Origin of the sequence: Nostoc sp. (assembly GCF_036917455.1) — a bacterium.
Classification (GTDB): Bacteria; Cyanobacteriota; Cyanobacteriia; order Cyanobacteriales; family Nostocaceae; genus Nostoc.
On sequence record NZ_JBALDK010000152.1, the window covers coordinates 1 to 15,537 of the forward strand.

The 15,537-nt window shown below is 41.1% G+C and carries 10 protein-coding genes and 1 riboswitch; of the genes, 8 read left to right on the forward strand and 2 right to left on the reverse strand.

All coding sequences use genetic code 11. The features are described from left to right. Nucleotides 1-610: aminotransferase class V-fold PLP-dependent enzyme (locus tag V7K42_RS16580; protein WP_334917903.1), on the reverse strand; the 610-nt coding region annotated here is incomplete at its 3' end. 307 nt (nt 611-917) lie between these two features. Here V7K42_RS16580 and V7K42_RS16585 point away from each other — a divergent pair. From V7K42_RS16585 to V7K42_RS16610, 6 genes are all read left to right on the forward strand, one after another. Continuing rightward, nucleotides 918-1,151, forward strand: a complete 234-nt coding sequence (locus V7K42_RS16585) for a DUF4327 family protein (RefSeq protein ID WP_094331707.1) — start codon at nt 918-920, stop codon at nt 1,149-1,151. A gap of 1,297 nt (nt 1,152-2,448) precedes the next feature. Then, complete coding sequence (locus tag V7K42_RS16590; protein WP_334917905.1) at nt 2,449-5,880, forward strand: PAS domain S-box protein; 3,432 nt, start codon at nt 2,449-2,451, stop codon at nt 5,878-5,880. Nucleotides 5,881-6,265: 385 nt separating this feature from the next. Beyond that, a complete protein-coding gene (locus V7K42_RS16595) occupies nt 6,266-6,742 on the forward strand; it encodes a beta-lactamase hydrolase domain-containing protein (RefSeq protein WP_094345623.1) in 477 nt (158 codons plus the stop codon). 845 nt (nt 6,743-7,587) lie between these two features. Continuing rightward, nucleotides 7,588-9,171 carry a calcium-binding protein gene (locus tag V7K42_RS16600; RefSeq protein WP_334917910.1) on the forward strand — a complete coding sequence of 528 codons (1,584 nt, stop codon included), beginning with the start codon at nt 7,588-7,590 and terminating at the stop codon, nt 9,169-9,171. A gap of 287 nt (nt 9,172-9,458) precedes the next feature. Continuing rightward, nucleotides 9,459-9,555: riboswitch (TPP riboswitch) on the forward strand. A 7-nt stretch (nt 9,556-9,562) separates the two neighbouring features. Beyond that, a complete protein-coding gene (thiC, locus tag V7K42_RS16605) occupies nt 9,563-10,936 on the forward strand; it encodes a phosphomethylpyrimidine synthase (RefSeq protein ID WP_334892880.1) in 1,374 nt (457 codons plus the stop codon). Between the two features lie 36 nt (nt 10,937-10,972). Continuing rightward, the gene (locus tag V7K42_RS16610) at nt 10,973-11,641 is read left to right on the forward strand and encodes a chloramphenicol phosphotransferase CPT family protein (RefSeq protein ID WP_334917912.1); all 669 of its coding nucleotides are present in this window, start codon (nt 10,973-10,975) and stop codon (nt 11,639-11,641) included. 342 nt (nt 11,642-11,983) lie between these two features. Here the strand turns inward: V7K42_RS16610 and V7K42_RS16615 are convergent, their stop codons facing one another. Continuing rightward, nucleotides 11,984-13,972 (reverse strand): S8 family serine peptidase, encoded by a 1,989-nt coding sequence (locus tag V7K42_RS16615; protein ID WP_334917914.1) that lies wholly within the window; start codon nt 13,970-13,972, stop codon nt 11,984-11,986. A gap of 606 nt (nt 13,973-14,578) precedes the next feature. Here V7K42_RS16615 and V7K42_RS16620 point away from each other — a divergent pair. Both V7K42_RS16620 and V7K42_RS16625 read left to right on the forward strand, forming a co-directional pair. Further along, a complete protein-coding gene (locus tag V7K42_RS16620; protein ID WP_334917916.1) occupies nt 14,579-15,166 on the forward strand; it encodes a hypothetical protein in 588 nt (195 codons plus the stop codon). A gap of 30 nt (nt 15,167-15,196) precedes the next feature. Beyond that, nucleotides 15,197-15,529: a hypothetical protein gene (locus V7K42_RS16625; protein WP_334917918.1), complete on the forward strand. Its 333-nt coding sequence runs from the start codon at nt 15,197-15,199 to the stop codon at nt 15,527-15,529. Nucleotides 15,530-15,537 lie beyond the last annotated feature (8 nt).

Genomic DNA, 15,537 nt, shown 5'->3' on the forward strand with positions numbered 1-15,537 from the left:
CAACTAATCTGTGTGGTGCATAAGCTACACCATCTACACAAATCATCGCGTTGCGATCGTGTACAAATGCAGCAATTTCTTTAATCGGGTTGATGGTTCCTAAAACATTAGAAGCATGAGTCAATGTTACTAATTTGGTGCGATGACTCATCAATACTTCTAAATCTGCTAAATGAAGTTCCAAGGTATCTGGGCGAATTTGCCATACTTTAACCTTCATTCCTTGTTTTTCCAAAGCAACCCAAGCACCAATATTGGCTTCATGGTCACAATTAGTAACAATAATCTCATCACCAGGTGTAAAGGTTTGACCCAGACAGGTTGAGAGAACTTTCAACATCATTGTCGTAGATGGGCCCATAACTATTTCTTTAGAAGAATTGGCATTAATAAAACTAGCCATTCCCCTAGTTGCTAAAGCCAATCGTTCTCCTGCAAGTTCAGAAACGGCATAAGAAGCTCCCAACTGGACATCAGAACTTAGGAGAAATTCGCTAATTCTATCTACTACTTTTTTCAGGGTTTGTGACCCGCCAGCGTTATCAAAAAAAGTCCATTCACCAGCTAGCGCAGGAAAATATTGACGAACTTTATCAAGATTCAAAAGCATAGTATAAGTTTTGTAGAGAATGTTCTTTACCCTAACCTACCTTTTGGCAAGTCGCCCAAAGAGCATTTACATCGTCTTTTGCTATTTACAACTTCTTATACCAGATTTCTGACTCTGCAAAAATCTCTCTAGAGGGGGTATACTTGGGAACTCCGAAAGGATATTACTGACATAGTTAACTTCCAGGAAGAGTTAATGTCTTGATTCTTCACAATTATCGCCAATTTTATTTGATAAGTTTAAGGTAGAGTCAAATAAACTATTATTTTGATTCTTAATTCCTTGATTTAAAACAAAGGAACGACTTATGAACACTACGGTTAAATATGACATCGAAGTTATCAAGGAAGAAGCACTTCAACTTGTTAAAAAGAGATTTGTTAACCGTCAACAGCCAATTTATACCCTTTGTAAATATATTCCTCATCGTGACTGGGTTAATTTTGAACTTGAGTTAGAAAAGAATGAATTTCTACTCAGAGATAGAATTATCGACCTACTCAATCACGAATCTTGGGAAGATGATGCAGGCTGCATTTAAAAGCAGTGCCCCATTAGCAGCATCCGAATAAAATCAACATTAAAAATTCATTTTTCAGCGTTAAAAACCCTCGAATCAATTCGGGGGTTATAAATAAGAGATTGTTGAAGATTTGTTATGCTAAATTCACACTCTTTAAGAGGGAAGAGGGAACAGGGGAAAGAGGCAATATTAAGAAACAATCTGAGAAATAAGCTTGATTTTCCATGTATAACAAGCTTTTTGATATTTTCTCAAATAAATTTACTATACTAAGTAGTGAAGAACCAAATTAACTTCAGTGATATTAAACAGACAATTCTTGTAGCCCTATCCATTCATTGATAGGTTGCCATTGGCTTCCGTAAACAGTAGTATTTCTACGTTTTCCTTTTTGAGTTTTTCTAGGTAGTTTTCCCATCACAGACTTGGTGAATGAACTAGATTTATTCAAATTATAAATAGGCATTTCTTGCCAGCACTGGCGACAAAACTAGTAACTATCTGCACCACGTATATGTTCTAAAAGTAAATTTGAACAGCAAGGACAGTAATTCATATTTTCTCAAATCCTATTAATGAAAGTGTTATTTCAAATTAGGATACCAGTTGACAAGCCTGTAGTTATTCAAAACGATGTGTCTATATTTTGACTATAGTGGAAGAAAATGAGGAACTTATGAAGGAATTTAAGATACTTAACAACCTCTAAGTATTTTTACATACTTGTGAAGTCATAAATTTAGGCGATTTAGAAAATGCTCAAACTATCTTCAGATAAATTCGTATAACTATAAATGTGAAAATTAAGAGCAGCATAACTGATAGCCTACTACCAGTTATGAATTAACTAAACATGTCAAATCCTTTTCTATTCTAGCTTTTATCTCCTACCTTGTTGATTGGAAGTCTTGCTGACTCTTTATCAATAAAGTCGAAAACACAAACTTTCTGACGGTCTTTGGGAGTAAGGTTTTTATATTCGCACTCATCAATTAATTTTAAATATTTCACACTCACAAGACTACCAAGACCATCACTTAGGGTAATCTCTTGAGATATCCGATCTGCTATCTCTAATTTGACAATAGAATGAGTTTAGAAACTCTAAAATTCTATCTACCTCCTGGTTGAGTTACTAACTTGCATTGTGTCTCTTGTATTAGGTTTTCTAATTTTTACAGGGTAGATATTTGATTGATAATTGATTGATTATCAATTACAGCAAAATAATTCCTGACTTTTAACAATTTACTTACTTTAGTTTCTCCACGTTTGTACTGATATCAAAGAGATCATTAGAATTGATAAATTAACTATGCGATTCAACGATCGTCTGATTAACATACCTAGCTTAAGTAATGTTATTAATCGTTCTCCCCTAACGATTAGTTTTGATAGTTTTATAGTCGAAGCTCTTGTTCTGATGAGTCAGGAAAGATGTAGTAATTATGCACCTATTAGTTTAAATTCCTCATTAGATTTAAGCTTTGCCAATCAATCACTAAATGGTTGTGTCTTGGTTTTGGATGGAGAAAACTTATTAGGTATTTTTACAGTAAAAGATGTAATTAGACTTATAGCTTTGGGAATAGACTTAGCCACGGTGACATTGGCTGAAGTGATGACGCAGCCAGTAGTTACCCTTAGACAATCAGATTCTAATGATATTTTCACTGCTTTATCATTATTGCGTCAGCATCAGACTGACTATTTACCTGTTTTGGACGATCGCGGGCAATTGCTAGGAATCATCACCCAGACTAGTTTACTACAAGCCTTTGACCTGGTAAAAATGGTTGGGGTGGTTGAAGGCTTGCAGCAATATTTACAAAAACCCACTGATGAATTCAGTCAGGTTAATCTGCCAATTGAGATAGAGCAGGTGTATTGCCAAACTCAAAATCACTTAAAAACATGGGTTGAGGCTAAATGGGCTGAAATCATCCAAGTTAATCAGGAACTTCAGCTAGCTCTCGAAGAACTTCAAGCGGAACGGATAGAAGGACTTGTTACGTCCAACGTTCTGCTGCAACACGAAATTACCGATCGCCAACGTGCAGAAGTTGCATTACAACAGAGCGAAAACCTTTATCGCCAATTAGTAGAAAGCCAAACTGACATAATTATCCGCATTGATTTACAAGGGCAGATTACCTTTGCCAATATGGCTGCGTGTCAAACCTTTGGCTGGAAACAAAATGAGTTTCATGGTCAGTCATTTTTCCAGTTTTTTCATCTAGATGACTTACCTAAAGTGATGGAAAGTATAACAGTTTTAGAATCTTCGTTCCATCCATTGACTAATTGTGAGCGACGGGTATTCACAGTCAATGGTATTCGTTGGTTTGAATGGAATGCGATCGCAATTCATGATGACAAAGGAGAGGTTGTTGAAATACAAGGGGTAGCCAGAGATATTACCGAACAACGAGCTGCGTTAGAGGAACGCCAACTTACCGAAGCAGCACTACGCCAAAGCGAGGATAAATTTCGCACTTTTGCCGAATACACCCAAGCACTGATCTGGATTTGTACCGCAGATACATTCCAACCTTTGTACATTAGTCCCGCTTATGAGAAGATTTGGGGTCGATCTTCTCAGAGTCTGTTTGAGAAGCCAAAATCTTGGATAGACAACATTCATCCAGACGACCGCGATCGCGCCACCCAATTAATCAAGCAACTGTTTAGTACTAATCAATCTATTTCAACAGAATATCGGATTTTACGACCTGATGGCTCGGTGCGCTGGATTTTGAATCAGGGCTTTGCTGTCTATGATGACCAAGGAAAAGTTAACTATTATGGTGGCATTGCTGAAGATATCACCGAGCGCAAACTGGCCGAAGAGTCACTGCAAGAAAGTGAAGCACGATTGAGTTTAGCTACCGAAGCAGTCCAAATTGGTATATGGGATCGAAACCTAATCACCAATACGGGGATTTGGTCTGCCAATATGGGGCCACTTTATGGTCTACCGGGCAACACCTTGTGTCCAAGCGTTGAAGGCTATCTCAATTTAATCCATCCAGAAGATCGCGAATCGGTAGCTGCAAATATGGCTTGGATGATTGAGGCAGGACAGGGATCAATAGAGTATCGGATTATCTGGCCTGACGGCAGCCTACACTGGTTACACTGCAAAGGTCGGGCTTATTATAACGAAATTGGTCAGCCAATTCGAGCGATCGGCACAAGTAGGGATGTAACTGAGAGCAAGCTGGCAGAACAAAAAATTTCCGAACAAGCCGCTCTACTTGATATCACCACAGATGCCATATTAGTTAGAGATTTTCAGTCTCAAGTATTAGTTTGGAATAAAGGTGCAGAGCGGATGTACGGTTGGCCCTCTACAGAAGTTATAGGAAAAAACCTCCAAGAGATTTTGTACCCAACCAAAACTCAGCACCAACTGGAAGTACCTCTAAAAAGCGTAATTGAGAGTGGCTCGTGGCAAGGTGAGTTATCTAAAGTGACAAAATCCGGTAAGGCAATTATTGTAGAAAGCCGATGGACATTGATGCGCGATCCTGAAGGAAAACCTAAATCTATCCTGACTGTTGACACTGATATTACTGAAAAGAAACAACTTGAAGAACAGTTTTTTCGCGCCCAGCGATTGGAAAGCATTGGTATCCTTGCAGGTGGTATTGCCCACGACTTAAACAATATATTGACACCAATTTTGGCAACAGCTCAATTGCTACAGGGAAGATTTTTCCAAGACGAGGAGCGTTCTGGGCAACTGCTGACACTTGTAGAAAGCAACGCCCAACGTGGAGCAGCTTTAGTGAAGCAAGTTTTGTCATTTGCGCGAGGATTTAAAGGAGAGCGGACAATTATCCAAATCAAGTACCTAATTTCAGAAATTATCCAAATTATTAAACAGACATTTCCCAAATCTATTAAATTTTCTATGGTTATCCCCGAAGACATTTGTGCTGTCACCGTAGATACCACACAACTGCATCAAGTGTTGATGAATCTGGTAGTAAATGCCCGCGATGCTCTACCAGATGGGGGCAATATCAAAATTTCTGCGGAAAATAAGTTTATTGATGAAGCTTATACGAAAATGAATATCGATGCCAAGATTGGGCATTATATTGTAATTACCGTTGCCGATAACGGAGTTGGAATACCGCCAGAAATATTAGACAGAATTTTTGAGCCATTTTTTACGACAAAAGAGATCAATGCAGGTACGGGACTTGGCCTTTCAACAGTGCTGGGCATCATTAAAAGCCACGACGGTTTTATAAAAGTATCTAGTAATGTTGGTAGAGGCAGCAAATTTGACCTGTTTTTACCAGCAGTGCAAGCAACCCAAGCCTTGGAAATCGAAGATATGGAACTGCTCCCAGGAGAGGGAGAATTGATTTTATTTGTAGATGATGAGGCTCAAATTCGGGAGGTTGCCAGCATCATTCTAGAAAAATATAACTATAAGATACTAGCTGCTAGTAATGGCATAGAGGCGATCGCACTTTATGCCCAACACAAGCATCAAATCAATGCCGTGTTGATGGATATAATGATGCCGGAGATGGATGGAATTACTGCTATTCGTACCTTGCAAAAAATGAACAAGCAGGTTCAAATCATTGCCTGTACCGGGTTGAACTTAGTAGATATATCTGCTCAAGCTAATGATGCCAATGTGCAAGCAGTATTATCAAAACCCTATACGGCCAGAGAACTATTGAAAAGTTTACACTACCTATTGCGCGAACCTAGTGGAATCTAACTGCGTGACATTTGGGTAATAATACTATCCCAATGAATAGAGAACAGAGTTAGCCTGTAGCAGTCATTCTTTATGGACTTGTTTACGAAAATTCTGAGCTAATTCCTCCCCCAAGCTCAATAGTATAACTTCTAAAATATAACCTAATGTAAACATATCGCTAAAAACCATAACTACTTTTAATGTCCGGTAATCCTATCGACAAACCGGATATTATGAATAAAGCAATAAAATAATTAACTTCAAAAGGCAAATTTTGAAGTAATCAAGCAATATCGTTTGATATTTAGCTAGTTTTGCCGTGTTTATTTGAATATCTTCTCAAAGCTTGCTGATTTGAGTATTTACCAAGCTTGAAGCCATCAAAAAGTCAAAAGGAGTGAATGTGATCAACGCCATACAGATTAACGAAAACTTGACAACCACAGGACAAGTCATCCCAAAACAGCTTGAGCAAGCTATCCAAGAAGGTTTTAAATCCATTTTAAATCTGCGATCGCCTGATGAATTAGGATTTTCCAAGGATGAGCAAAAAGTAGCGGAAGCATTGGGGCTGCATTATACAAATGTTCCACTCAAGGTGGATTTAAAAAATTTGAATGAAGAGGTGATTACTAAAATCCTCACGACACTAGAAGAAATACCTAAACCAGCAGTTGTACATTGTGCAGCCGGGATGCGTTCGACTGGAATTGCGCTATTAAGTATCGCTATCCAGGAAGGATTAACACCAGAGGAAACCTTAGCCAAGGCTAGGAATCTGGGTTTTGGATTCTTTGAACACGCTGGCGTTAGCCCTCGGCTGAAGCAATTATTTATAGACTACGTTAACAAACACGCGAAAGTAGCTGTACTCAGCTAAAAGTAATGCCAGTTCGACAAACCTCTCACTGCCTTAAACTTTCCTTCAAGGCAGCGAGAGAGATGGTTTGGCATAATAAAATATTTTAGAGGTTTCTTTATTAGTATTATAGTTTTTTTTGTGTAGTTCTACTTAATGCGATCGCCTGAAGAGAATCGGGCAAAAATATAGAATTTTATGAATTAAAACGCAAGTATCACACAGCTAAAGTTAAAAGACAAGTTCTGGTTACAATACTTTCGCCAAAAAAAGAAAACGAAAAATATTGCTGTCATTTTATAATTACTTACTAGGTATCCCACAAGTTCTCAATTTTTAAACTAGGTCTACTTTAGCGCTTCCACCTCTTGAAGGGGTGGAATTCTTGTTTCAACCAGGTAAATAATACGTAAATAGCTATAGGATTACTATTTGATTTTTGAACGAAATTATCTATTGTAGGGTGTGTTAAAACGGAGTTTGTAACGCACTATTATGATGGATTTGATGCGTTACGCTGTCGCTCACACATTCTACGTATATTTTCTCCAAATCAAACCGGATTCCTATATTCTAAAAACTAAAAAAATAGATAAGTAAAGTGAAGTAGAGAAAAATACTATTAAAAATAGTGACACTTATAAAAACAAACATTATAGTAATGCAATTAACCAATGCTTTTATGCAGTAGGTTAGCTGAACAATGCTTATAGTTAAAAGCTGAACTCACTAAAAAATTAGTGTTTTTCCGGTTGACACAAACTATACCGAAAGTCCGAACTTTCGGCTAATTTATTGTGCCTTAAAACAGCAATACTGGCAGGTTGATATCTCAAGTTTCTGAAAAAGTGATTTAGGTAGAAATTATGGCAATTATCAATGGAACTGATGCTAATGACATCCTCAATGGTTTCGGGAGTAATGACAGCATCAATGGCTTTGAGGGCGATGATGTCCTGAATATTAGTAATTATTCTGGGAAGAACTTTTTAGACGGCGGCTCTGACAATGATAGACTTTATGCTAAAAAGACTATCGGCAACAATACCCTTAAAGGCGGAAGTGGAGATGATTATTTAGATGTTTCTTCTTCTTCTGGGAAAAACCTCTTAGACGGCGGTTCTGAGAGCGATCAAATCTATGCTGCACATACCACTGGCAACAATATCCTCAAGGGTGGAAGTGAGAATGATTATTTAGATGTATCTTCTTCTTTTGGGAATAATACTCTTTATGGAGATACAGGAAATGACGAATTTTCGATTCAGGATAGTTTTGGCAAAAATACTATTTCAGGCGGAACTGGCTCTGATAAATTTTCCGCATATAGAGTCAATGGTGCTAACACCTTCAATGGGGGAGATGGCGATGACTTTTTCTATTTGAGTGCCCCATCTAGCGCTCCTTCTTTTTTAGTGACTCAAACCATAGATGGGGGTAAAGGTTCCGATTATTTGGAAGTCGATTATAGTAGCAATACTACTAAAGGAATCTCCTGGACTTTCAATACAATCACGAACCAAGGCTCGATAACAGCTGGCACAAGTCGAGTCAGCTACAAGAATATTGAACGATTTAATATCACTGGTACAGCCTACGCTGACAATATCGTGGGAGGCAATAGTGAAGATGTACTCAATGGGGGTACTTCTGGCAATGACACTATTAGTGGGGGTGCAGGTAACGATTACCTTAATGTTTCCTACTCCTCTGGTAACAACATTGTGAATGGAGACGATGGTAATGATACTTTTTACGCATATAGAGTCAATGGTGCTAACACCTTGAATGGAGGAAATGGGGATGACTCTTTTTATTTGAGCGCCTCATCTACCGCCACTTCTGTTTTAGTGACTCAAACAGTAAATGGGGGTACAGGTGACGATAGTTTGGAAGTTAATTACAGTAGCGATACTACCAAAGGAATCACCTCGACCTTCAATTCAACCACTAACCAAGGCTCAATAACATCTGGTACAAATCGAGTTAGCTACAAAAAGATTGAACGATTAAACATCAGTGGTACAGCCTATGCTGACAAGATTGTGGGGGGTAATAACGGCGATGTGCTATATGGATATAGTGGCAACGATCTCTTGACTGGAGGAAGAGGTAATGACGCTCTGTACGGGGGAGATGGCACTGATACCTTTGCGTTCAATAATTACAATGAAGGGATTGATAGTCTTGATGACTTCAACCCGACTGGCGAAGTTATTCAGGTTTCGGCTGCTGGTTTCGGCGGTTCTTTAGCAGTAGGTACACTCTTAGCCAGTCAGTTTATCATCGGTTCCGTTGCGACAGCGATCGCTCAACGATTTATTTACGACAATATTACAGGCGCACTGTCCTTTGACCAAGATGGTAGCGGAGGTGCTTTTTCTCAGGTAGAATTCGCGCAACTAAACAGTGGATTGTCACTAAGCGCAACTAATTTCGTTGTTGTCTAATTGTACAAAGTCAAGGCGATCGCTCCATAATACCTGGTGGTAGCTTTTGGTTGAAGAGTGTGAAGGGTGCGATCGCCTTTAGTATAGCCATCAAACCTATAGGGAAAATAAGCACTTCCATGAGCGCACTAGAAAAATATTCATCTTAGCCCGGATTTCTCACCACATTCAATAGAAACAGTGATGTCTACGACGGGCTGCGCCTACGCCAGACTCTGAAAAAACAGCTTAACACCTCATAAATTGTTAACATCCTTGCTCCCAGAGATAACGAAAGTGATACACTACATCCATGCTAGGGGTGCCTATATAACCAGGCTGAGATCACACCCTTAACACCTGAGTCTGGGTAATACCAGCGGAGGGAAGCTGTTTATAGAGGAATCACAATATGCGAACAGAATGGGTTGCTAAACGGCGTGGGCAGGGTAATGTATCGCAAATGCACTACGCCCGCCAAGGTGTCATCACCGAAGAAATGCACTACGTCGCCCAACGAGAAAATCTCCCTGCCGATCTCATTCGTGAGGAAGTGGCGCGGGGGCGAATGATTATCCCCGCGAATATTAATCACACTAATCTAGAGCCGATGGCTATTGGCATCGCTTCTAAGTGTAAGGTAAATGCTAATATCGGCGCTTCCCCCAACTCTTCTAACCTTCAAGAAGAAGTTGATAAGCTGAATCTGGCGGTGAAGTATGGTGCAGATACCGTGATGGATTTGTCCACAGGCGGCGGTAATTTGGATGAAATTCGTACCGCAATCATCAAAGCTTCACCTGTTCCCATTGGTACGGTGCCAGTTTACCAAGCTTTAGAAAGTGTCCACGGCACAATCGAGAATCTGACTGCTGATGATTTTCTCCATATTATCGAAAAGCACGCCCAGCAAGGAGTAGATTATCAAACTATCCACGCGGGGATTTTGATTGAGCATTTACCTTTGGTGAGAAACCGCATTACCGGTATTGTCTCTCGCGGTGGCGGTATTTTGGCGCGGTGGATGCTGCATCATCACAAACAAAACCCACTTTATACCCACTTCCAAGATATTATCGAGATTTTCAAAAAGTACGATGTCTCCTTCAGTTTAGGAGATTCCCTACGTCCCGGCTGTACCCATGATGCCTCAGATGAAGCACAATTAGCTGAATTGAAAACCCTGGGACAGCTAACTCGCAAAGCTTGGGAAGATGATGTCCAGGTGATGGTAGAAGGGCCGGGACACGTGCCAATGGATCAAATTGAGTTCAATGTCCGTAAGCAGATGGAAGAGTGTTCTGAAGCACCTTTCTATGTTTTGGGGCCATTGGTGACAGACATTGCTCCTGGTTATGACCATATTACTTCAGCCATTGGAGCAGCGATGGCTGGATGGTATGGGACTGCAATGCTGTGCTATGTTACACCAAAAGAACATTTGGGTCTACCAAATGCCGAAGATGTTAGGAATGGGTTGATTGCCTATAAAATAGCGGCTCATGCGGCTGATATTGCTAGACATCGCCCTGGTGCAAGGGATAGAGACGATGAACTTTCCAAGGCGCGTTACAACTTCGATTGGAACCGTCAGTTTGAATTATCACTCGATCCAGAAAGAGCTAAGGAATATCATGATGAAACTCTACCAGCAGATATCTATAAAACTGCTGAGTTTTGTTCAATGTGTGGGCCTAAGTTCTGCCCAATGCAAACTAAGGTTGATGCTGATGCGCTGACAGAATTAGAGAAATTCTTGGCAAAAGAGCCTGTGAGTCAAAGCTAATTGACGCGGGGATGAAAACAATGTAGAGACGTAGCAATGCTACGTCTCTATAATCAAAGGATGGGAGGAGCAGTTGTGAAACAGACACAAAAGCCAGGACAGATTATCATCCTGAATGGTACTCCGCGATCGGGGAAGTCGAGCATTGTAGAAGCGATTCAGGAGACGTTTGATGGCGTGTGGATGAACTTGGGTGTCGATAGGTTTATGCAAATGACTCCTGCAAAATACCTGCCTGGGATCGGTCTGCGGCCAGGGGGAGAACGTCAGGACATCGAACCCCTCGTTCCTATTCTGTACAGCGCTATGTATGAATCCATCGCTTCCCACAGCCGTTTGGGAGTGAATGTCGTGGTTGATGTCGGACACCATGATGCATACGCAACGGAGCGGGGAATTCTGACCGATAGTGCCCAACGTTTAAAAGGATTGCCGGTCTTGTTCGTAGGTGTTCGCTGCCCTATTGAGGTAATTATGGAAAGACGACAAAACATGAGGTGGAAGGTAGTAAGTGCAGCCGACTCCCCAGTACCATCTGCGGTGCAGTTATGGCAACGTGAAGTCCACATCCCTGGTATCTATGACCTTGAAGTTGACACCTCGTTATTAAGTCCGGGTGCGTGTGCTGAGGTGATCCGCCAGCATCTCGTAAATAGTCCAGTACCATCGGCATTCCAACGACTTGCCGCATTGTCTCACAAATAAATAATCGCCTAGCTGTATCAAACCGTATTCAGCCTTAAGGAGTCAATATTGTTTAGTTAAGGCAAGAGACGCGATAAATCACCGTCTTTACAATAATCAGTTATGGGCTTTCCAAGAAATAAATTATCCATTTTGTGGGAGCCTACAACTACTCTTAGGGATTTCCAAGGAATAAATTATCCCAAAAAACGAACCACTCCAGACAATAGAGTTGCCAGTGCGTTGCGGGGGTGGAGGAGTTTGTAGCAACTGGCGCAACACAGAGAGAAGAGATTAAGAGGATTTATGTGTCAGTTTTGGAATATTTTTTATTTGGAAGTCCCTTAATCCAAGCGTATTGGCTTAAAATCCAATTTCAATGGTTAAGCTGCGAATCTTTCCTGTATCTGCGTTAGCTTTATCTGCAACTTCAAGAGTCCAGGTTCCTTGGGGATTTTTACCTTTAAAGGCAGCAAGTTTTGGGGTGTTTACCTCGTCATAAGTTGTTTTAATATTATCTGTAGCTCCGCCTTGGCGATCGTGCAGAATGATGGGAAGTATACCTATTTGCACTGGGGGAAGAAGAGTAACTACAAGATCCCCAATATAGGTATGCTCAATGTCTACATTAACTTTGATGGATTTCAGGAGAGTAGTATTAGCGATCGCCAACGACAATGTTGATGTTTGCAAGTCGTTAATTGGGATATCTTGCACTGCCTTGAATATGCTAATAGGCGATGTTTGCGCTGGCTTGGCCAATTCTACAGCTTTAAGAGCATTCATTCGACCGTAACCATAGAAAGGGCTGCGACCATTGGCATCATATTTACCTCCAGCTTGATCGATGCGATCGCAGGAGCGTTTTATAATATCTCTTACTTCATCCCAACGCAGATTTGGGTTTCTGGCAATAATCAAGGCTGCTACCCCAGCCGCACCTGGACAAGCACTGGAAGTTCCGCCGAATTCGCTTGTGTAGTTACCTCCGGCATCACCCAGATTCACATTACCCGAATTATAGCCAACTACACCAGCGCGATCGGTTGTCCAAATTCCAGGGGTTTGAGAACTATCACCATTGTTACTGGGAAAGGCACACCACACCGCTTGACCAAAATCGCTGTAAGCGCTTCTCGTGCCAAAGTCGTTACAAGCTGCCACTGCAATTACCTTTTGGTAGCTGGCGTAGCCATCGTTATCCACACTTTCGTTACCATTACCAGCCGCGAATAAAATTACACATCCCTTGCCGTTGCGCCCTTTATTAATTGCAAAGTCCATAGCAAGTCTTGTAGAATCAGGCAGAGGTACTTTTTGCTTGTGTAGAGGATCGTCTGGCTCAAACCAAACACCATCTGCTGGCCCCCAACTACAAGAAATGACATCAGCGCCATTTTGAGCCGCCCAAATAAAAGCATCTGCTTCATCCTGTGACCCCAATGATGAAGCTAAACGAATCGGCATTAATTTTGCACCCGGTGCTACACCAGATGCACCAAATTTACCGTTTCCACAAGCTACTCCGGCACAAGCTGTCCCGTGGTTATTGTCGTTTCCGGGTCTGGGATTGTCACTTTTACGTGTGACATCACGCGGGGCAACAATCTTTCCAGAAGAACGAAATTCTTCATGATCGAGATCCACACCGTCGTCGATAATTGCAATAATTGCCCCTGTGCCATCGCTTAATTTCCAAGCTGCTTCAACGTTGGCATGGGCATTAATTACCTTACCATTAATTGTTGTTTGCTTTAAGTGCCACTGTTGCGGGAAAACCTGACGTTGGCGTGATTCACGCACTAGTTCAGGATGACACAGTTCAACTGATTCTTCATTCAAAAGTCGCTCGGCAATGTCAAAGATGGCTATACCAGTATTTGCAGGTGCATTGACAAAGTAAGCATTCCGTGCATATTCAAGTTGGCGTTTAATTGTTAAGTTGTAACGTGTTAATACCTCTTGGCAGACGCTTGATTCTTCTTCGTTATCGAATTTAACAAAGAGGTTTTCGGTGTAAATTATCGGTTGACTGGACGCTGGATCGATAAGGACACGTCCGGCAAATTGGACTTCAGACTCTTGGTTAAGAATTTCACGGGCGCGATCGCGCAGAGCCACACCCTGATTCGGAACTTTCGCTTGCAGAATTTCTACACCCGCTTGCCGAAACCGCGTTGTTAACTCGAATTGATTAAGGATGCTACGAGCTGTGGGTGACACAGGCGCGACTTCAAACGGTCTTGCACCGACAATAGTACTGCGGCTTTCGGTACGCACTACAACGTGTTCGTCACTGATAGCAAGTTCATACTGTTTACCGTTTTGTCCACCATAGCGAACCTGAACCATATTTTAATCTCCTGGGATATTTATCTTGAAAATTGAGCATTGAGAAATCGTATTATGCACTACTACGCAGCGTGTGTTTACGTTTAGTTTATAGATGCTTTTTATTTCATGTGTTATATGTGTATTACGGCATTAAAAATATACAGTTTGAACAGGATTTAATCTCTCAAAAGTTCATACAAACCTTCGATTTGTCTTTCCAGAAAAGAGAGGATTCAAAATTAGGCTGCTTTAACCCGCATTTGTCACAAGCTAGAGGAGCAGAGGGGCAGAGAGGCAGAGGGGAAAGAAGGGGAGCAACGCGAAAAAGTGAGATCCTCGTGAAATAGGCAGGGGAGGCAGGGGGAGCAGGGGGAGTAAAGAGGCATTTTTAGTATGTTTTACTACCGAAACAGACTGCTTCTACACTTATTTCTTTCTCTTCCCCTGCCTCCCCTGCCTCCCCTGCCTCCCCTGCACCCCTGCACAAGGCTTAATCGAGATGTGGTGAGAAATCCGGGTTTAAGAATCTTCACTATCATTAGGGGCATATAGCTTGCATTCCGATGAAAAATTTGTATTGTATACCATTGAAAAACGCTATAACATTATTAGAACTTGAGAAAGATGTTTTATTTTCCGGCTGAGTATTTTCTCCAGGTGTACTCTTTACCCCTGATTGCTGAAGTGAAATTTCAAAACGACTATTTTTCTGAGTATCCTGAACAAATTTGGGTTGGTAGCAATGCTTACGGCGGGCAACGCCTACACACTACTGGATCTTACACTCGGAAGTCTGGGTATTATGCAATACATTACAAGAATCAACCCCAGACGGTAGCATCAGGAGCAATTTTACAACTTAACGACGGTGCGATCGCAGTATTTTCAGGCGAACCAAATCCATCAGAACACAATACACTGACTCCAATTTACACAGTCCAACCCAATGGTTCTTTAGCTGTACCAACTGGACTGGTTTTTATCCGCTTTGCTGAAGGCGTTGATGCAAAGTCGCAACGTGAGCTAATTAATCGAGCGGGTTACGAAATAACACAAATCCTTGACTATGCACCTCATGGCGCTTGGTTGCGTGCCCGATCGGGTAATATTGCCGATGCGATCGCTAAAATTTATCAGCTAGAAGCGATACCTAAAGTTGAGAATATCGAACCTCAGATGCTTATGGAAAGAGGTTTGAGACTAGAGCGTTGATAATTCGTAATTCGTAATTATATAAAAAAGATGTTTAAGAACAGCAATAACTCTGAAGATAGTATTCTTTACAGACATGGCGACGTTTTGATCGGGCATATTGCTAGCTTACCTGTCGGTGCTAAGAAGGGTGTAGGTGCTACTCTTGCTCATGGTGAAGTTACAGGACATAGCCATCGCATTCAGCAATCTGATGCTGTTCAATTGTGGCTACATGGGAGTGAGCTTTTTCTTGAGGTTAAAGAAGCAAGTGCTACTTTAGTTCATGAAGAACATCGGGCGATTGAATTACCCCAAGGGCTTTACCGCGTCTGGAAACAACGCGAATATCGACCTGATGCTTATGTGGAGGTGATAGATTAATGCTCAAA